The 21,556-nt window shown below is 73.2% G+C and carries 5 protein-coding genes (1 of these 5 only partly in view); 2 read left to right on the forward strand and 3 right to left on the reverse strand.

Translation table 11 applies throughout. The features are described from left to right. A protein-coding gene (locus tag ACIBH4_RS17585) for a type I polyketide synthase (protein WP_399172367.1) crosses the window boundary here: on the forward strand, positions 1-15,987 show its 3' portion. Its footprint begins 13,614 nt before the window's first position; 15,987 of the gene's 29,601 nt are visible here — the last part of the coding sequence; its start codon lies off the left edge, out of view; the stop codon is at positions 15,985-15,987. A 330-nt stretch (positions 15,988-16,317) separates the two neighbouring features. Here the strand turns inward: ACIBH4_RS17585 and ACIBH4_RS17590 are convergent, their stop codons facing one another. The 3 genes from ACIBH4_RS17590 to ACIBH4_RS17600 all read right to left on the reverse strand — a co-directional run bounded on the left by ACIBH4_RS17590 (position 16,318) and on the right by ACIBH4_RS17600 (position 19,191). After that, complete coding sequence (locus ACIBH4_RS17590) at positions 16,318-16,512, reverse strand: ferredoxin (RefSeq protein ID WP_362521164.1); 195 nt, start codon at positions 16,510-16,512, stop codon at positions 16,318-16,320. Positions 16,513-16,612: 100 nt separating this feature from the next. Continuing rightward, entirely contained in the window at positions 16,613-17,794 is a 1,182-nt protein-coding gene (locus ACIBH4_RS17595; RefSeq protein WP_362521161.1) for a cytochrome P450, read from the reverse strand. A gap of 35 nt (positions 17,795-17,829) precedes the next feature. Then, positions 17,830-19,191, reverse strand: a complete 1,362-nt coding sequence (locus tag ACIBH4_RS17600) for a glycosyltransferase (protein WP_362521158.1) — start codon at positions 19,189-19,191, stop codon at positions 17,830-17,832. A 572-nt stretch (positions 19,192-19,763) separates the two neighbouring features. Here ACIBH4_RS17600 and ACIBH4_RS17605 point away from each other — a divergent pair. After that, positions 19,764-21,556, forward strand: a 1,793-nt coding sequence (locus ACIBH4_RS17605) for a type I polyketide synthase (RefSeq protein WP_399172370.1), incomplete at its 3' end; no start/stop codon positions are given.

Raw genomic sequence — 21,556 nt, forward strand, 5'->3', positions numbered from 1 at the left:
CTGGCACTCACCGTCGCGCTCGTACAGGCCCTGGGCGACGCGGAGATCGACGCGCCCCTGTGGTGCCTCACCACGGGCGCGCTCTCCACCGGCCGGTCGGACCAGGTGACCAACCCCGTCCAGGCGCAGGTCCACGGCGTGGGCTGGACGGCCGCGCTGGAGCACCCGCGACGCTGGGGCGGGATGGTCGACCTGCCGGGGACGCTCGACCAGCGCGCGGCGCGGCGTCTGGCGAGCATCCTCGCGGGCGGCGGCGGCGAGGACCAGCTCGCGATCAGGACCTCGGGCGTGTTCGCCAGACGGGTGGTGCCGGCGCCGGCGGCCGACCGGAAACCGGCGCGTGGGTGGACACCACGCGGGACCACCCTGGTGACCGGCGGCACGGGAACGCTCGCCCCCCACCTGGCCCGCAGGCTCGCGGCCGAGGGGGCCGAGCACGTGGTGCTGACCAGCCGCCGCGGCATGGACGCCCCCGGCGCGGCCGAACTGCTGGCGGAGCTGGCCGCACTCGGCACGACCGCGACGATGGCGGCGTGCGACGTGTCCGATCGCGACTCCGTCGCCGGCCTGCTCGCGCGGCTGCGGGCGGAGGGCCACGTCGTCCGTACGGTGGTGCACGCCGCCGCCTCCATCGAGCTGCACACGCTGAACGACACCACCGTCGAGGCGTTCGCCGAGGTGGTGCGGGCCAAGGTCCTCGGCGCCAGGCACCTGGACGAGTTGCTGGACGCCGACGAGGTCGAGGCCTTCGTCCTGTTCTCCTCGACGGCGGGGATGTGGGGCAGCGGGCGGCACGCGGCGTACGTGGCGGGCAACGCCTACCTCGGCGCGCTGGCGGAGAACCGGCGTGCCAGAGGGCTGCCGGCCACGTCGATCTCCTGGGGTATCTGGTCGGACGACCGCGATCTCGGACGGGTCGATCCCGAGCAGATCCTGCGCAGCGGGCTCGTGTTCATGGAGCCGGACCTGGCGCTCGAAGGGTTCAGGCAGGCGCTGGACGGCGAGGAGACCGTGCTCGCGATCGCCGACGTCGACTGGGAGCGGTACTTCCCCGTCTACACCTCCGCACGGCCGAGCCGGCTGTTCGGCGAGGTGCCCGCCGTACGGCGACTGGAGGAGGCCGCGGAGCGGCCGGCGATCGCCGCGAGCGACGGGGAGTTCGTCACCCGGCTGCGCGGGCTGCCCGCGTCCGAGCGGGACCGTCTGCTGCTGGAGCTGGTGCGCGCCCAGGCGGCGACCGTGCTGGGCCACTCCTCGGCCGACGCCGTCGCCGAGCGGCAGGCGTTCCGTGACATGGGCTTCGACTCGGTGACCGCGGTCGACCTGCGCAACCGGCTCGCCGGTGCGACGGGCCTCGCGCTGCCCAGCACGCTGGTGTTCGACCACCCGAACCTGGAGGCGCTCGCGGGGTACCTGCGCGCCGAGATCGCCGGGGTGCGGGCCACTCCCGTCGCCGTGGCCGGTCCCGCGCGGGCCGCCTCGGACGAGCCGATCGCGATCATCGGAATGGCCTGCCGCTACCCGGGCGGGGTTCGCTCCCCCGAGCGGCTGTGGCAGGTCGTCCTCGACGGGGTCGACGCGATCTCCGGGTTCCCCGGCGACCGCGGCTGGGACGCCGAAGGGCTCTACGACCCCGATCCGGGCCGGCCGGGGAAGACGTACTCCACCTGGGGCGGCTTCCTGCACGACGCGGCGGAGTTCGACGCGGACTTCTTCGGGATCTCGCCGCGCGAGGCGCTCGCGATGGACCCGCAGCAGCGGCTGCTGCTGGAGACGGCCTGGGAGGCCGTCGAACGGGCCGGGATCGCCCCCTCGTCGCTGCGCGGCAGCCTGACCGGCACCTTCGTCGGGGCCAGCTACCAGGACTACGCTCTGGCGATGGCCGGCGGAAGAGAGGGCCTGGAGGGCCATCTGATCACCGGCACCATCTCCAGCGTGCTGTCCGGCCGGGTGTCGTACCTGTTCGGCCTTGAGGGGCCGGCCGTCACACTGGACACCGCGTGCTCGTCGTCGCTGGTGGCGCTGCACATGGCCTGCCAGTCGCTGCGCGACGGCGAGAGCTCGCTCGCGCTCGCCGGTGGAGTGACCGTGATGTCCACCCCCGACGCCTTCATCGGGTTCAGCAGGCAGCGGGCGATGGCCCCCGACGGCCGGTGCAAGGCGTACTCCGACTCGGCGGACGGGATGAGCCTGGCCGAGGGGGTCGGCCTGCTGCTGGTGGAGCGGCTGTCCGACGCCGAGCGCAACGGGCACCCGATCCTCGCGGTCATCCGAGGGTCGGCGATCAACCAGGACGGTGCGTCCAACGGGCTGACCGCGCCGAACGGTCCCTCGCAGCAGCGGGTGATCAGGCAGGCGCTGGCCAACGCGGGGATCGCGGCGGCGGACGTCGACGCGGTGGAGGGCCACGGGACCGGTACGGCGCTGGGCGACCCGATCGAGGCGCAGGCGCTGCTCGCGACCTACGGCCAGGACCGGGACCGCCCGCTCCTGCTGGGGTCGGTCAAGTCCAACATCGGGCACACCCAGATGGCCTCCGGTGTCGCAGGCGTGATCAAGATGGTCATGGCGATGCGGCACGGCCTGCTGCCCAGGACGCTGCACGTGGACACCCCGTCGTCGCACGTGGACTGGTCAAGCGGCGCGATCGAGCTGCTCACCGAGCCGAGGGAGTGGGTGCGGGCGGGGCATCCGCGCCGGGCCGCGGTGTCGTCGTTCGGGCTCAGCGGCACCAACGCCCACGCGGTGCTGGAGGAGGCGCCGCCCGTCGCCGCGCGGGCCGGGGGGGCCGCGCCCGTCGTCGTCCCCGTTCTGGTGTCGGGCAAGAACGACCAGGCCCTGCGCCACCAGGCGGGACGGCTGCTGTCGCTGCTCCAGGAGTCGCCTGACCTCCACCCCGCGGACGTCGCCCTCTCCCTGGCGACCTCGCGCTCCCACCTCGACCGGCGCGCGGCGCTCGTCGGACGGGAACGCGAGGAGATCGTCGACGGGTTGCGGGCGCTGGCGGAAGAGCCGCCGGACGGCGCCGTCGTCGCGGGGACCGTCCTGCGCGGCAGCGCGGTCCACGGCTCCCTCGCCTTCATGTTCACCGGCCAGGGCGGGCAGCGCGCGGAGATGGGCCGCGAGCTGTACGGTCGCTTCCCCGCGTTCGCGGACGCGCTCGACGAGGTGCTCTCCCACCTGGACGCGGACCTGGACCGCCCGCTGCGCGAGGTGCTGTTCGCCCCGGCCGGTACGGCGCAGGCCGCCCTGCTGAACGAGACCGGCTACACCCAGCCGGCGCTTTTCGCCTTCGAGGTGGCCCTGTTCCGGCTGCTCGAATCGTGGGGGGTGCGGCCCGACCACCTCACCGGCCACTCGGTCGGGGAGATCGCCGCGGCGCACGTCGCCGGCGTGCTCTCGCTGCCGGACGCGTGCACCCTGGTGGCGGCCCGCGCACGCCTGATGCAGGCGCTGCCCACGGGCGGGGCGATGATCGCCCTTGAGGCCCGTGAGGAGGAGGTGCTCCCGCTGCTGGCCAGCCGCGAGGACGAGGTGTCGATCGCGGCGGTCAACGGCCCGACCTCGCTCGTCATCGCCGGCGAGGAGGACGCCGTCCAGCAGATCGCGGCGCGGCTCGCCGCTGGAGGGCGCAGGACCAGGCGGCTCCAGGTCTCCCACGCCTTCCACTCTCCTCGGATGGAGGCGATGCTCGACGACTTCGGCCGGGTCGCTCGCGGCCTGTCGTACGCGCCCCCGCAGATCCCGGTCATGTCGAACGTGACCGGCGAGCCGGCGACCGCGGAGCAGCTCTGCTCGCCCGACTACTGGGTGGAGCACGTCCGCAGGCCGGTCCGCTTCGGCGACGGCGTGCGCCGGCTCGCGGAGCAGGGCGTCGTCACCTTCCTCGAACTCGGCCCCGACGCGGTGCTCACCGCGATCGCCGCCGACTGCCTCGCGGACCGCGCGGACGTCCGGACGATTCCCACGGTGCGCCGGGACCGGGGCGAGGAGCAGCCCCTCACGACCGCGATGGCCCGCCTGCACACCCTGGGCGTCACCGTGGACTGGCGGGAGTTCTTCGCCGGCACCGGCGCCGAGACGGTCGACCTGCCGACCTACACCTTCCAGCGCCGCCGGTTCTGGCCGGAGGCGAGGGCGGCGGCCGTACCGGCGTCCTCCGGTGCGGCGGACACCGACTTCTGGGACGCGGTGGAACGCGGTGACGTGGCGACGCTGGCGGAAGGGCTCGGCGTCGACGGCGGCACGCTGGAGACGCTGCTGCCCGCGCTGTCCTCGTGGCGCCGCCACCGATGGGAGCACTCGGCCGTGGACGGCTGGCGGTACCGGTCCGTCTGGAAGCCGCTGCCCTGGTCGCCACCCGTCTCGCCCTCCCCGAACGCGGGAGCCCGGTTGCTCGTGGTGATCCCCGAAGGGTACGCGGACGAGGAGTGGGTGACCTCGCTGGCGGGCGCGCTGGGCGCGGAGGCCGACCGGATCGAGGTCGGGGAACCCGACAGGGCGGCGCTGGCCTTACGGGTACGGGAGCTGTGCTCCGCGGGGCCCCGGCCCGTCGGGATCGTGTCCCTGCTCGCCCTGGACGAGCGCGACCTCGCCGGTCATCCCGGGGTTCCCACCGGTCTGGCGCTCACGGTCACGCTGGCGCAGGCCCTCGGCGACGCCAGGGCCGAGGTCCCCCTGTGGTGTGTGACCCGAGGCGCGGTGTCGGTGGGGCGCTCGGAACGGGTGTCCCGGCCGCTGCAGGCCGCCGTGTGGGGGCTCGGCAGGTCCGTGGCGCTGGAGCAGCCGCATCTGTGGGGCGGGCTGGTCGACCTGCCGGAGAGCCTCGACCCGGGCACGATCTCCCGCCTGGTCGGCGTGCTGTCCGGCATCCGGGGCTCCGGCCTTGAGGGCGAGGACCAGCTCGCCGTACGCACCCCCGGGGTCTACGGCCGCCGTCTGGTGCACGCCCCGATCGGCGAGAATCCCGTCGCGCGGGAGCTCACCCCGCCGGGCACGGCCCCGATCGGCCCGGGCACCGTACTCATCACCGGAGGCACCGGTGCGCTCGGGGCACGCGTCGCCCGCTGGGCGGTCCGCGCGGGTGCCGCGCACGTCCTGCTGGTCGGCCGACGCGGGCCGGACGCCCCGGGCGCGGCCGAACTGCGGGACGAGCTGACCGGCCTCGGCGCCGAGGTCGACCTCGTGGCCTGCGACGTCGCCGACCGCGACGCTCTGGCCGCCGTGCTGGCCGGCATTCCGGGGGACCGGCCGCTGAGCGCGGTCTTCCACGCGGCGGGCGTGGTCGACGACGGGGTGCTCGACGGACTGACGCCCGAACGCCTCTCGTCGGTGCTGAGGTCGAAGACGGCCGCCGCGCTCAACCTGCACGAGCTGACCGAGAACCTGGACCTGCCGGCGTTCGTGCTGTTCTCCTCCACCTCCGCCACCTTCGGCTCGCCGGGGCAGGCGAACTACGCGGCCGCGAACGCCGTGCTCGACGCGCTGGCCGAGCATCGGCGCGCGCGGGGCCTCGCGGCGACCTCGATCGCCTGGGGACCGTGGGCCGGGGCCGGCATGGCGGCGGACGCCGCCGGCGTGGAGAACCGGATGCGCAGGGCCGGACTGGAGATGATGTCTCCTGACCTGGCGATCCACGCGCTGCGGCAGGCGATCGAGCAGGACGACACGACGCTGACCGTCGCCGACGTCGACTGGTCCCGATTCGTCGGCGCCTTCGCCGCGATCCGGCACAACCCGCTGGTGAGCGACCTGCCCGAGGTCGCCGCGGCCGCGGCGGTGGCGGACGCGGGGGCGATCGGCGCCGGAGGGGACGGGGCCGCCACGACCGAGCCGGCGTTCCGGCGGCGGCTGGCCGGGCTGCCCGCCGCCGAGCGGGGCCGGGCCGTCCTGGACCTGCTGCGCGGCTGCGTGGCCGCCGTGCTCGGCCACGCCGACGCCGACGGCATCGCACCGGACCGCCCCTTCAGGGAGCTGGGCTTCGACTCGCTCACCACCGTCGAGCTGCGCAACGTGCTGGCGGCGACGACGGGGCTCACCCTGCCGGCGACGCTGGTGTTCGACTATCCCGCCCCGAGCGCGCTGGCGGACTTCCTGCTGGCCGAGCTGCTCGGCTCGATGTCGCAGGAGGGTACGGCCGCCCGCACGCCGGCCGTGGCCGTCCGTGCCGACGACGGCGATCCCATCGTGATCGTCGGCATGAGCTGCCGGTTCCCCGGCGGGGTGAGCTCCCCCGAGGAGCTGTGGCGGCTATTGGTGGAAGGGAGAGAAGGTCTCTCCCCGTTCCCCGACGACCGGGGATGGGACCTGGAGGCGCTCGCGGGAGGGCTGTCGTCCACGAACGTCGGCGGCTTCCTGCGGGACGCGACCGAGTTCGACGCCGAGTTCTTCGGCATCTCGCCGCGTGAGGCGCTCGCGATGGACCCGCAGCAGCGCCTGGTCCTGGAGGCGTCCTGGGAGGCGCTGGAGCGGGCGGGCATCGACCCCCTCGACCTGCGGGGCCGCGACGGCGGGGTCTTCGTGGGCACCAACGGCCAGGACTACGTCGGCCTGCTCAAGGGCTCCGACGCGGACGTGCAGGGGCACGTGGCCACCGGCACCACGGCGAGCGTCATGTCGGGACGGCTCTCCTACACGCTGGGGCTGGAGGGACCCGCCGTCACCGTCGACACCGCGTGCTCGTCCTCCCTGGTCGCCCTCCACTGGGCCGCGCAGGCCCTGCGCGGCGGGGAGTGCTCGCTGGCGCTGGTGGGCGGCGTCTCGGTGATGTCGAGCCCGGACTCGTTCGTCGAGTTCAGCGTGCAGGGCGGCCTCGCCCCGGACGGGCGGTGCAAGGCGTTCTCCGACTCGGCCGACGGCACCGGCTGGTCGGAAGGTGTCGGCGTGCTCGTGCTGGAACGCCTGTCTGACGCGCGGCGCGAGGGGCATCCGGTCCTCGCCGTCGTACGCGGCTCCGCGGTGAACCAGGACGGCGCCTCCAACGGGCTGACCGCCCCGAACGGCCCCTCACAGCAGCGGGTGATCCGGCAGGCCCTCGCCGTGGCCGGGTTGTCCCCGGCCGAGGTCGACGCGGCCGAGGCGCACGGTACCGGTACGGCGCTGGGCGACCCGATCGAGGCACAGGCCCTGCTGGCGACGTACGGCCAGGAGCGGGACCACCCGCTGTTGCTGGGGTCGATCAAGTCCAACCTCGGCCACACGCAGGCGGCGGCGGGCGTCGCCGGTGTGATCAAGATGGTGCTCGCGATGCGGCACGGCCTGCTGCCCAGGACGTTGCACGTCGAGGTGCCTGCGTCGCACGTGGACTGGTCGTCCGGGGCCGTGGAGCTGCTCACCGAGGCCAGGCCGTGGATGCGGAAGGATCGGCCGCTGCGGGCCGGTGTCTCCGCCTTCGGGATCAGCGGCACCAACGCCCACGTCATCCTGGAGCAGGCGCCCCCGGACGAGCGGTTCTCCGATGAGCGCTCTCCCGGCGAGCCGTCTCTCGACGGACGGACTTCCGGCGAGAGGTCCCTCGGCGAGCTGTCTCCCGACGGGCGGCTGCCCGAGCCGCTCGGCGGGCCGAGGGTTCCCGCGGTCGTGCCGTGGGTCGTCTCCGGCCGGACCAGGGAGGCGCTGCGAGCCCAGCTCGATCGGCTGCCGGCCGCCGACTCCGGCCTCGATCCGGTGGACGTCGGCTACTCGCTGGCGAGCCGGTCGATGTTCCGGCACCGTGCGGTGCTGCTGGCCACCCCGGACGGTGCGTCGGAGATCGCGCGTGGCGAGGCCACCGCGGTGGCGGGCAGGTCGGCGATGCTGTTCGCGGGGCAGGGCTCCCAGCGTCCCGGCATGGGCCGGGAGCTGTACGCCAGGTTCCCCGTGTTCGCGCAGGCACTGGACGTGGTGCTCGCGCAGTTCGACGTCGAGCTCGACCATCCGCTGCGGACGATCCTGTTCGCCGAGGCGGGCTCCGCCGAGGCCGAGCTGCTCGACCGGACCCAGTGGACGCAGCCCGCGCTGTTCGCGGTCGAGGTGGCCCTGTTCCGCCTGGCGGAGTCGTGGGGACTGCGCCCGGACCTGGTGGTCGGGCACTCGATCGGCGAGATCGCCGCGGCGCACGTCGCCGGCGTGCTGACGCTGGCGGACGCGTGCACCCTGGTCGCCGCGAGGGGGCGCCTGATGCAGGCGCTGCCGGCCGGGGGCGCGATGGTCTCCGTGCAGGCGGGTGAGGACGAGGTCGTGGCGATGCTCGCCGGACGCGAGCACGAGGTGTCGATCGCCGCGGTCAACGGGCCGTCCGCGGTGGTGATCGCCGGGGTGGAGGGGCCGGTCACCGAGCTCGCCGCCCACTTCGCGGCCGAGGGCCGCAAGACCACCCGGCTGGCTGTCGCTCACGCGTTCCACTCGCCGTTGATGGACCCCATGCTGGAGGAGTTCCGCCGGGCCGTACGAGGGATCGGCTTCTCACCGCCGGCCATCCCGCTCGTCTCCGGTCTGACGGGCGAGCCGGTCGCCGTCGAACGGCTCTGCTCACCCGGCTACTGGGTCGACCACGCCCGGCAGGCGGTCCGCTTCGCCGACTGCGTGCGCACCCTGCGTGGCTCCGGCGTGAGCACGTTCGTCGAACTCGGCCCGGACGGCGTGCTGTCCGCGATGACCCAGCACTGCCTGGCGGCCGACGACACCGAGACCGGCACCCTGGTCGTGCCGCTGCTGCGCAAGGACCGCGGCGAGGAGGCGTCGGTCGTGGACGCGCTGGCCAGGCTGCACGTTCACGGGCTGCCGGTGGACTGGCGGTCCCTCTTCACCGGATGCGGCGCGCGCCGCGTCGACCTGCCCACCTACCCCTTCCAGCGCCGGAGGTACTGGCCGGAGGCCGCCGCCGTGCGGGATGGAGGTCCGGTGGCGGACCCGGTGGACGCCGAGTTCTGGGCCGCGATCGAGCGTGCGGACCTGACGTCCGTGGCGGCCACGCTGGATCTGGAGGCGGAGTCGCTGTCGACGGTGCTTCCCGCGCTGTCGTCCTGGCGCCGCGCGCGTCGCGAGCGCACCCTCGTGGACTCCTGGAGCTACCGGGTGGCGTGGAAGCCCCTGGACGCCGTGCCGTCCGCCGTCCCTTCTGGGAGGTGGCTGGTGGCCGTACCGGCGGGCCTGTCCGAGGAGGGGAGCTGGGCGGAGGTTCTCGACGCCGTGGGCGCGGCCCTGGGCGACCCCGGCGCACTGACGCGTCTCGACGTCACGAACGCCGACCCCGTGCGGCTGGCCGCGAGGCTCGCCGAGCTACTCGATGATCCCGACGGTCCGGCGCCGGTGGGGGTGATCTCCCTGCTCGCGCTCGCCGGGACGGGCGGTGCCGGTCTACCCGGGGACGGTCTACCTGAGGGTGGTCTGCCCGGGCTGGCGTTCACGGCCGCGTTGGTGCGGGCGCTGGGCGTTGCCGGTCTCGACGCGCCGCTGTGGTGCGTCACCCGGGGCGCGGTGTCGGTGGGCCGGTCCGACGCCCCGCCGAGCCCGGGGCAGGCCGCGGTCTGGGGCCTCGGCCGGGTGGCGGCGCTGGAGCACCCTCGGCGCTGGGGCGGCATGATCGACCTGCCGGGACAGCTCGACCGGCGGGCCGTCGCCAGGTTCGCCGGTGTGCTGGCCGGCGGTCCTGACGGCGAGAGCGAGGTCGCCGTGCGCGCCTCGGGAGTGTTCGGCCGCAGGCTCGTCCCGGCTCCCGCCGGGGACGCCGACCGCTCCTGGCGACCTCGCGGCACGGTGCTGGTCGCGGGGGACACGGGAGTCTCCGGCGAACGCGTCGCCCGCTGGCTGGCCGACGCGGGCGCCGACCGGGTCGTACTGGCCGGGCGTCCGGTCCCGGCTGAGCCCGGGGAGACCGGGGAGGCCGGCGAGCTCGCGGGTCGGGTGGAATCCCTGGAACGGCTGGAGGCCGCCGACCGGGTGGAGGCGGGGAAGACCGCCGCCCCGGTGGAGCTTGAGGAACCACGGGAGAGCGCCGGTCGGGCGGAACCCGCCGACGCCGATCTCCGGGTGACGATCAGGCACTGCGACCTCGCGGACCGGGAGGCCGTGGCCGCCCTGCTGGCGGAGTTCCCGCCGGACGCGGTCGTCTACGCCGAGGAACCGGCAGGGGCCGCCCCCCTCGAAGGGGCCGAGCCCACGGACCTGGCCGAGACCGCCGCGGCCCACGTCGCCGGGGCGCTCCACCTGGACTCCCTGCTGGAAGGCCGGGAGCTGGACGCGTTCGTGCTGTTCTGCTCGCTCTCCGGAGTCTGGGGTGTCGCCGGCCGGGGGGCCGCCGCCGCCGCGGAGGCGGTGCGGGACGCGCTGATCGAGGCGCGCCGCGCCCGGGGCGCGGTGGGGACCGCCGTGTCCTGGTCGGCCTGGGCCGACAGCGGCGTGACCGCGGACAGGGGAATGGACCTGCACCTACGGGCGAACGGGCTGCCCGCCCTCGCGCCCGCCCTCGCGCTCGGGGCGCTGGGCCGGGCCGTCGCGAACGGCGAGAGCGCGGTGACCGTCGCCGACGTGGAGTGGGACCGGTTCGCCCCGGCCTTCCTCGCGCTGCGGCCGACCCCGCTGCTGGACGAGCTGCCCCAGGCCCGGAAGGCGATCGAGGCGGCGGGCGGTGCCCGCGACGGCGAGCCCACCGTGGCGGCCGAACTCCGGGACCGTCTTCTCAAGCTGCCCGCGGCCGAGCGTACGGGCCTCGTCCTCGAACTGGTCGTGGCCAGGGCGGCCTCGGTCCTCGGGCACGCGGACAGCGCCGCGATCGAGGCCGACCGGGCCTTCCGTGACTTCGGGTTCGACTCCCTCACCGCGGTCGACCTGCGCAACCAGCTCAACGCCGCGACCGGACTGACCCTGCCGGCCACACTCGTCTTCGACCACCCGACCCCGGTGGACCTCGCGGGACACCTGGCTGGCCTGGTACTCGGCGAGGAGAGCCCCGACGAGGGCGGTCTCGGCGAGGGGAGTCCTGCGCCCGTACCGGCCGCGCTCACGGACGACCCGATCGTCATCGTCGGTATGAGCTGCCGGTACCCGGGCGGTGTCCGCTCGCCGGAGGACCTGTGGCGGCTGGTCACCGAGGAGGCGGACGCGGTCGGCGCGTTCCCCGCCGACCGGGGCTGGGACCTGGCCACGCTGTCCGGCGGGGACGCCGAAGGACGCGGTCGCAGCACGGCGGCCGGAGGCGGCTTCCTGTACGACGTCGCCGACTTCGACCCGGGCTTCTTCGGCATCTCGCCCCGTGAGGCGATGGTGATGGACCCGCAGCAGCGGCTGGTGCTCGAAGCCGCCTGGGAGGCGTTCGAACGGGCGGGCATCGACCCCGCCGGCCTGCGGGGCGGCGACGTGGGCGTCTACGTCGGCGCCACCGGCGGAGACTACCGGCCACCCCGCGATCACCACGGCCACGCGCAGACGGCACAGGCGGCCAGCGTGATCTCCGGCCGGCTCTCCTACACCTTCGGCCTGGTGGGTCCCTCGGTGACCGCGGACACCGCGTGCTCCTCGTCGCTGGTGGCGTTGCACCTCGCCGCGCAGGCGCTGCGGTCGGGGGAGTGCTCGCTCGCTCTCGCCGGCGGGGTCACCGTGATGTCCACCCCGGTGGGTTTCGTCGAGTTCGGCGAGATGGGGGCGCTCTCCCCGGACGGCCGGTGCAAGGCGTTCTCCGACGCCGCCGACGGCACGGGCTGGGCGGAGGGCGTCGGCATGCTCGTCGTCGAACGGTTGTCGGACGCCAGGCGCAACGGCCATCGCGTGCTCGCGGTCCTGCGCGGTTCCGCCGTCAACCAGGACGGCGCCTCCAACGGGTTCACCGCGCCGAGCGGTCCTTCGCAGCGCAGGGTGATCCACCGTGCCCTCGCCGGTGCCCGGCTGACCCCGTCCGAGGTGGACGTGGTGGAGGCGCACGGCACGGGGACGACGCTGGGTGACCCGATCGAGGCGCAGGCCCTGCTGGAGACCTACGGTCAGAACCGCGAGCGGCCGATGCTGCTCGGGTCGATCAAATCCAACATCGGCCACACGCAGGCCGCGGCGGGAGTCGCCGGACTGATCAAGATGGTGATGGCCATCAGGCACGGGATCGCGCCGAGGACGCTGCACGTGCAGGCGCCGTCGTCGCACGTGGACTGGTCGGCGGGCGCGGTGGAACTGCTCACCGAGGCGAGGCCGTGGCCGGACTCCGGACGCCCGCGCCGGGCAGGGATCTCGTCCTTCGGAGCCACCGGCACGAACTCCCATGTGATCATCGAGGAGGCGCCTCCCGCCGACCTCACCGGGGTGTCCGAGGCGGTCGAGCCATCGGGGTTCCACAGGGCGCCATCCGCCGCCCTCGGCGGGGCACCGGGGTCCGCTGTGGGACTCAACGGGACGTCCGTCGGGCATCTCGCGGACCGGGCCGAGACGGTTCCCGGCCTCCTGCCGGTCCCGTTGTCGGCGAAGACCCCGGCCGCGGTGCGGGCACAGGCGCAGCGCCTGCTCGACCACCTCGCCGAACACCCGGACCTCGGCCTGGCCGACCTCGCGTACTCCCTCGCCACCACCCGGTCGAGCTTCAGGCGGCGGCTCGTCGTCCTGGCCGGCGGTCGTACGGAGCTGGTGGACGGTCTGAGGGCGGCGGCGGACGGAACCCCGGCCCCGCACGTGCTCGACGGCGGGATCGGGCGCCCTGGCAAGACGGCGTTCCTGTTCACCGGCCAGGGCAGCCAGCGGCCGGAGATGGGCCGCGAGCTCTACGACAGGTTCCCGGTCTTCGCCGACGCGCTCGACGCCGTGCTGGCGCAGCTGGACGCCAGGCTGGACCGCCCGCTGAGGGAGATCCTCTTCGCTCCGGCGGGAACACCCGAGGCCGAGCTGCTCGACGGGACCGGGTGGGCACAGCCGGCGCTGTTCGCGGTCGAGGTGGCCCTGTTCCGCCTGCTGGAGTCGTGGGGGCTCACCCCTGACGTGCTGATCGGACACTCGGTCGGCGAACTGGCCGCGGCGCACGTCGCGGGCGTGCTGTCACTCGGGGACGCCTGCGCGCTGGTGGCGGCGAGGGGCGCGCTCATGGGAGCGCTTCCGGCCGGCGGTGCGATGGTCGCCGTCCAGGCAGGCGAGGAGGAGGTGCTGCGGGCACTGTCCGGATACGAGGGACAGGTCTCCGTCGCAGCGGTCAACGGCCCGGAATCCGTGGTGATAGCCGGGGCGGAGCGGGCGGTGCTCGACGTGGCGGGCGCGCTGGCCGACAGCGGGCGCAGGACGAGGCGGCTGCGGGTCTCGCACGCGTTCCACTCGCCGCTGATGGAGCCGATGCTGGCGGACTTCCGCGCGGTCGCGGAAGGCGTCTCCTACTCCGAGCCGCGAATCCCGGTGATCTCGAACGTCACCGGCGGCGCCGTCACGGCCGAGCTGTGCTCCCCGGACTACTGGGTGACGCACGTGAGGAACGCCGTACGGTTCGCCGACGGGATCCGGGCGGCGCACGAGGCGGGGGTGACCCGCTACGTCGAGATCGGCCCGGACGGAACCCTCACCGCGATGGCACGGGAGACCGTCCCCGCGGAGGCCGAGGCCGAGCTGGTCTCCCTGCTGCGCAGGGACCGCGACGAGCACCGAACCGTCGTCACCGCCCTCGCCCGGCTGCACGTGCACGGGATGAGCCCTGACTGGACCTCGGTCCTCGCCGGTACCGGCGCCCGGCAGGTGGACCTGCCGACGTACGCGTTCCAGCACGAGCGGTTCTGGCCCGACGCCGGTCACCCGGGCCAGGCCCGCGCGGCGGACCGGGACGGCACGGTGGACCCGACGGTGGACCCGGTGGACGCCGAGTTCTGGGCGGCCGTCGAGGAGGAGGACGCCAAGGCGCTGGCGTCGCGGCTCGACGTGGACGGCGACGCGCTGACCAAGGTGCTGCCGGCGCTGTCGTCGTGGCGCCGGGAGCGGCGCCGGAAGTACACGATGGACGCCTGGCGGTACCGGATCGTCTGGAAGCCTCTCACCGGTGACGGCGCGGCCGCACCCGGCCGGACTTCGCGGACCGGTCCGGCCGGACCCTGGCTGGTGGTGCTGCCCGAGGAACTGCGTACCGACGCCTGGACGGGCTCGGTGATCGACGCGCTCGGTGCCGACGTGGTCCGTGTGGAGGTGGCCGACCTCGCCGCCGTGCCTTCGGATCGGGCCGCGCTGGCGGAGTGGCTGGGCTCGCACGCCGACGGCCGGCCGCTCGCCGGAGTGGTCTCGTTCCTGGCGTTGCGGGAGTCCGCGGCCGCCGGAAACGCCGGGAGCCTCGGGAACCTCGGGCACGCCGGGAACACAGTGCTTCCCGACGGCCTGGCCCTCACGACGCTGCTGATCCAGGCGCTGGGCGACGCCGGTGTCGAAGCGCCGCTGTGGTGCCTCACCCGGGGGGCTGTCGCGGCCGAGCCCGGCGACGTCCTGCGCGATCCGGCGCAGGCCGCGATCTGGGGTCTGGGCAGGGTCGCCGCGCTGGAGCATCCGCAGCGATGGGGCGGCCTGATCGACCTGCCGGAGGGGTTCGGCCGGGAAGCGGCGCGGCGGCTCGCGAGCGTGCTGGCAGGTCTGGACGGTGAGGACCAGGTCGCCGTCCGGGCCACGGGCACGTACGCCCGGCGGCTGGTGCAGGACCCGGCGGGCCAGAGCGGCGAGCCCGGCGAGTGGACGCCGTCGGGAACCGTACTGATCACCGGTGGCACCGGCGCGCTCGGTGGACACCTGGCCCGCTGGCTGGCCCGGCACGGCGCGGAGCACCTGGTGCTGGTCAGCCGGCGGGGAATGGCGGCCCCCGGGGCCGCCGAGCTGTGCGAGGAGGTGTCGGAGCTGGGCGCCCGGGTGACCGTCGCGGCCTGCGACGCGGCCGACCCGGACGCGCTCGCCGCCGTGCTGGCCGACATCCCGGCCGAGTTCCCGCTGACCGGTGTGGTGCACGCCGCCGGCGTGGTCGACGACGGTGTGGTGGACGGCCTGACCAGGGAACGGTTCGAGACGGTGTTCCGAGCCAAGGTGGCACCGGCGGTCGTGCTGGACGAGCTGACGCGGGACATGGATCTGCCGGTGTTCGTGCTGTTCTCCTCCGCGGCGGGGACGCTCGGCACCCCCGGCCAGGGCAACTACGCCGCCGCCAACGCGGTGCTGGACGGCCTGGCGGAGCGGCGCCGCGAGCGCGGGGCCGCGGCCACGGCGGTGGCGTGGGGGGCCTGGGCAGGCGGAGGCATGGCGGAGGTGGCTGCGGCGCAGGAGGCGTCCCGGCGCATGGGCGTACGCCCGATGGACCCCGAACTCGCGGTCGCCGCGCTGAGCGGCCTCGTCGCCGGAGGCGAGCCGATCGCCGTGGTCGCGGACATCGAGCACGAGCGGTTCGTCCGCTCCTACACGGCGGGACGGCCCAGCCGGCTGCTGCGTGAGCTGCCGGGCTACCGTGAGCTGGTCGAGTCGGAAGGCTCGGCGCAGGAGACCTCACGGTCGGCGTCCGCCCTGCGGGACAGGCTGGCCGTCCTCGCGGGACCCGAACGGCTCGGCGTGCTGCTCGACGTGCTGCGCGATCAGATCGCGATGGTCCTCGGGCACTCGGGTCGCGAGGTGATCGGCGCCGACCAGGCGTTCAGAGACCTCGGATTCGACTCCCTCAGCGCGATCGAGCTGCGAAACCGGCTCACGGCCTCGACGGGGCTGAAGCTGCCCTCCACGCTGATCTTCGACTATCCGACCCCGCAGGCCCTCGCCGAACACGTGATCGCCCAGCTCCTGCCGAAGACGGGCGCGGCCTCGGGCGTGAACGGCGTGAACGGTGGCGGCGAGGAAGAGACGCGGGTCCGGGCGCTGTTCGCCTCACTGTCCATGGCGAGGCTGCGGGAGATCGGCGTGCTGGACGCGCTGCTGCACCTGGCCGGTGACCAGGAGAGCTCCGTCGACGACGATGCCGACGAGGACGCCGACGACGCGCTCGACGCGATGGGACTCGACGAGCTGGTGCGGGCGGCCCTCGAGGGCGGGGGACAGTAGCTCGGGGCCGGGACGACGATCAGGACCGGCACCTCGGGGGCGCGGGCGGCCCGCGACGGCGGAGCTCGACGAGCTCCGCCGTCCCGTCGTCTCGGGTTTCCGCGGTCCTGCCGTCTCGGCGTCGTGGTCCCGACCGCGTAGGGGACCACCGTATCCAGAGAGACAGGGGAACGTCAGTCTTTGCAAGGTCACGTCCGCGCGGGGGATCACCTGGGGTGGCGGGACCGGAGGGGAACGGCCGGGAACGCGAATCGACCCGGCCAGGTGTGCGTCGACCCGGCCGGGTCGGGTTCGTGCGGGCGGGGTGCGATCACCCGCCCGGTACGGTCCTCAGCTCTCGGTCAGCGAGATGGACCTCGACGGGCAGGCGAGGACCGCCTCCCGGGCGCCGATCTGAGCGGAGTCGTCCAGGGTCTCGACCAGGACCATGACGGTTCCCTCGTCGCTCTGGTCGAAGACCTCCGGCGCGATGAGCACGCACTGGCCGGCACCGACGCAGTGCTGGGCGTTCACATTGACACGCATGACATTCCTCATCCTTGGGAGACCGGGGCGGACGGCGACCGGCAGTGATCGACAGTGACCGGCAGTGACCGGCAGTGACCGGTGGGGGCCTGTGGCGCCGTCACCAGCGGACCGGGAGCGCGTGCAGCCCGAACAGCACACCGTCGTACTTGAACGGCAGGTCCTCGACCGCGCCGTCGAGCCGAAGGGTCGGAATCCGCCGGAACAGGGACGTGAAGACGGCCTCCATCTCGATCCTGACGAGGTTCTGCCCGAGACACTGGTGCACGCCGTACCCGAACGCGACGTGCTGGCGGGCCGAACGGCTCGGATCGAACTCGTCGGCCCGCTCGAACGCGTCATGGTCGTGGTTCGCCGCGGCGCCGAGCGGCACGATGCCCTCGCCGGCCTTGATGACGTGCCCGCCGATCTCGACGTCCTCGACGGCCACGCGGAGCGCGACCCGGTCGGCGACGGACAGGTAACGCAGCACCTCCTCCACCACTCCGGGCGCGCCGATCCACTGCCGGTTCAGCAGCAGCATGACCACGCCGAGCGCGATGTTGTTCGCCGTCGTCTCGTGTCCGGCGATCAGCAGCAGCAGGGCGACACCGGAGATCTCCTTGGGGGTGAGCACCCCGGCCGACAGCAGCCGGCTGGTCAGGTCCCTGCCGGGGAACCGCTGCTTCATGGTGATCAGCTTGGAGATGTACAGCAGCAGATCCTTGGTCGCGGACTCGCGTTCGTCGTCGGTCGACGTGAGGGTCACCAGGACGCGCGTCCTCGACTCGAAGAGCTCACGGTCCGTACGCGGCACGCCGAGCAGCTCACAGATGATCAGCGAAGGCACCGGCAGCGCGAACGCGGACACCAGGTCGGCGGTGGTACCGGCGTTGAGCATGTCGTCGATGCAGGCGTCGACGACCCGCTGGACGGCCGGACGGAGCTCGGCGACCCGCCGTACGGTGAACTCGGGGATGAGGGCCTTGCGGAAGCGGGTGTGCTCCGGCGGGTCGTACGCGACGAACCAGCCGGGAATCTGGTCGGGCGGAGGCACCGTCCCGTTGCGCCCGATCGTCGGAAAGCCCGCGTGCAGGGGGCTGGCGCTGATCCGGGGATCGGTGAGCACGGTGCGCACGTCATCGTGCCTGGCAACCAGCCACACGGTGCTGCCTCCTGGCAGCGCCGACCTGACCGGTCCCGGCTGTTCCCGGAGTGAGGCGTACTCGTCCGGCGGAGAGAGCTGCCCGCGTCGGCGCCTCGGGAACTCGATGGATGTCGGGTCGCCGTTGTGCGTTTTCATGGTGTCGCCACGTCCTTCGGCAGTACCTGGTCGGATCATTTCAGCGCCGGGTTGCCCAGGATCAGATCGGCGGCCACCCTGGTGCCTCCCGCCTCCTGCTGCGCCTTGGCGAAGAACTCGGCGCGCTCACGGAAGGAAGGGGTGTCCAGCACCTGAGTGATCTTGCCGACCACGTCGTCGACGTCGATGGTCTGCGGATCGTCGAGGGTGAGGCTCACCCCGCTGTCCACGCCGCGCACAGCCTGGTCGTAGCAGTCGACCCACAGCGGGCGGATGATCTGCGGCTTGCCGAAATACAGGCTCTCGTGGAAGGCGTTCGCGCCGCCGTGGTTGAAGAAGAGGGCGACGTTGGGATGGGCCAGCACGTCAAGCTGGGAGGGAATCCAGCTCTCGATCCTGAGATTCGGCGGCAGCTCCTCCCGGGGAGGGAGGAACTGTTGCTGCCCGGCCGGGAGCTTCCACAGCACGGCGTGCCTGCCGTCCAACCGGCGGGCGACCTCCACCAGCGCGTGCACCTCGGGGCGGGTCAGCCGGGTGATGGTGCCGAGTCCGACGTAGATCACGGAGGGGTTGGCGTCGAGCCAGCCGGACAGGTCGCGGTCGTCCTGCGCCTCGGGTAACGGCGGGATGATCGCGCCGACCAGGTGGAACTTGTCCGGAAGGGGAAACGGGTACTCCAGCCCGAAGACCGTGTAGCACAGGACGAGATCGGCACGGTCGACCTTCGCCGACGGACGGAGCGCCTCCTTCGGAAGCTGGATCTGCTTCGCGTACGAGATGCCCTTGAGCGCGAGCCTCAGCATCCTCGGGTGCAGGAACATCAGCGCGGCCCGGATCTTGAACACGTTGCTGCGGACCCGCTGCGGGAACGACATGTTCAGGGGCAGCCCGGTGTGCAGCATGGGGAATCCGCGCGGTGTCCTGGTGATGAGCAGATTGCTCGGCAGGAAGGGCGAGCTGAGGACGTACGGGATGTTTCTCCTGAGCGCGATCATGAGCGCGACGGGGTTCACGCTGTCGAAGACCATGAGAGCCGGGTTCAGCTCTTCGACCAGGGCGTCGAGTGCCAGATACTTCTGCTCCCCGCTGTCGGGGTCGAAACCGCGCCGCACCACCGCGTGGTGTGCCTTCCAGCGGGACCGCTGGGTGGCCAGCCGGTACATCTCGTCGTCCCAGTCGGCGGGGGATTGCAGTGGATCCGTCTCGCCGAGCGAGGCGAACCGTACGCCGCTTCCCTCGTTGATGCTCTCGATGTCGGCCCTGCAGGACTCATCCGTCGCGAACCACAGATCCTCCGTACCACGCCTGGCCAGCTCGGCGGCGATCACACGCAGCGGGTTGAAGACACCGGCCCCGGGATTGCTGACGAACAGCACTGGCTTGCGGCCCTCGCCCATCACACACACCTCCATCGCGGGAGCCGGGCTGTTCGAACAGCCAGTGACGCGCGGGCGCCTGCTCCGTGCGGATCCGTCCTCGCCGTGCGCGTCTTCCCTGCTCTGACGCCGGCGTGCCCGCACGGTATCGCGGCGATATTAGGGGGATCACTAGTTTTCCCGGGGCGCGGGGCGGTGGGCGCGGCAGGTCTCTCCCGGAGGTGGTCCGCGCGGTCGGGGTCGCCCGGAGGCGGTCCTGTGGGCGCGGCCGGCTCGCCGGGCTTTCCAAAGACTAGGCGTTTGCCGAGTCGCCATCGGCCTAACTTCGCCGAATGGATGGCATGCTCGACGACTTCTCTCTCAACGGGAGTCCCGTCGTGCATACCGCCGGTCATCCTCTCCGACCATGTGGAGACCCGTGCTACCGCCCCCCCTCCCCGGTGGGGACGCCTCGCCGGGTGAGAACACCGCGTGCCGGTGCGTGCGGAGAGGGCCGTGGTGACTGACGCGATCGACGCGGCGGTGGTGGGTGTCCTGGTACCGGCGACGCCGGACGCAGGTTTCCCGACCCCGCCCGACGTACGGAGGCTGTGATGGATACGCCCAGTGAGCAGGTCGTACAGGCGCTCCGGACCTCCATGAAGGAGGCCGAACGGCTAAGGCGTCAGTACCAGAAGCTGGTCGCGGTCACCACAGAACCGATCGCCATCGTGGCGATGAGCTGCCGGTTCCCCGGTGGAGTGTCCTCGCCCGAGGACCTGTGGCGGCTGATCGCCGAAGGTGGTGACGCCACCTCGGGCTTCCCGTCCGACCGCGACTGGGATCTCGATCTGCTGTCGGCTCCCGATTCGGATGGCCGGCCTCGGAGCGACACCGACAAGGGCGCCTTCGTCAGCGACATCGCGGACTTCGACCCCGGTTTCTTCGGGATCTCGCCGCGTGAGGCGCTGGCGATGGATCCGCAGCAGCGGTTGCTTCTTGAGGTGTCGTGGGAGGCCGTCGAGCGGGCCGGGATCAACGCGGCCAAGCTGCGCGGTAGCCGTACCGGGGTCTTCGTCGGCATGAGCGGCCAGGACTACTCCTATCTGATGGTCGGCTCGCTGGCCGATCTTGAAGGCAACATCGGGACCGGCATGGGCGCGGCCGCGGCCTCCGGCCGGCTCTCGTACACGCTGGGCCTGGAGGGCCCGGCGGTGACGGTGGACACCGCCTGCTCGTCGTCGCTGGTGGCGGTGCACCTGGCGACGCAGGCGCTGCGCAGCGGTGAGTGCTCGCTGGCGCTGGCGGGCGGGGTGACCGTGATGGCCACCCCCGGCGCGTTCGTGGAGTTCACCCGGCAGGGCGGGCTGGCACCCGACGGCCGATGCAAGGCGTTCGCCGACGCGGCGGACGGCACGGGGTGGGCCGAGGGCGTGGGCGTGCTGGTCCTGGAGCGGCTGTCGGACGCCCAGCGCAACGGCCACCAGGTCCTCGCGGTCCTGCGCGGTTCCGCGGTGAACCAGGACGGCGCGTCGAACGGCTTCACCGCGCCGAACGGTCCTTCGCAGCAGCGGGTGATCCGCCAGGCGCTGGGCAGTGCCGGGCTGAACCCCGCCGACGTGGACGTGGTGGAGGCGCACGGGACCGGCACGACGCTGGGTGACCCGATCGAGGCGCAGGCGCTGCTGGCGACGTACGGTCAGGATCGGCCGGAGGATCGGCCGCTGCTGCTGGGTTCGGTGAAGTCGAACATCGGTCACACGCAGGCGGCGGCCGGTGTGGCGGGTGTGATGAAGATGGTGCTCGCGATGCGGCACGGGGTGCTGCCTCGGACGTTGCATGTGGACGAGCCGTCCTCGCACGTGGACTGGGCCTCGGGTGCGGTGGAACTGCTGACCGAGAGCAGGCCGTGGCCCCAGGTGGAGCGGCCGTGGCGGGCGGGTGTGTCGTCGTTCGGTCTCACCGGCACCAACGCTCACGTGATCATTGAGCAGGCGCCGCACAACAAGCGAGTCGAGGTGAACACGGAGGACTGGTACCCGGCGGTGACCCCGGATGTGCCTCCGGTGCTGATCTCCGGTCGTACGGCGGAGGCGCTGCGGGCACAGGCCGAACGGCTGGTGTCACACCTGGACGCCGAACCTGATTTTGATCTGACCGACATCGCCTTCTCCCTCGTCTCGACGCGATCGGTCTTCGAGCACCGGGCCGCCGTACTGGCCGGTGCTCGCGAGAATGTCGTGGCCGGGCTACGAGCCGTGGCCGAGGGGCGACCGGGCGCGGGCGTCCTGCTGGGACAGAGCGGGCGGCAGGGCAAGGTCGCGTTCCTGTTCACCGGTCAGGGCAGCCAGCGCGCCGGGATGGGCCGGGAGCTGTATGAGCGTTTCCCGGTGTTCGCGGCGGCGTT

Source organism: Streptosporangium sp. NPDC050284 (assembly GCF_044459525.1).
GTDB lineage: Bacteria > Actinomycetota > Actinomycetes > Streptosporangiales > Streptosporangiaceae > Streptosporangium.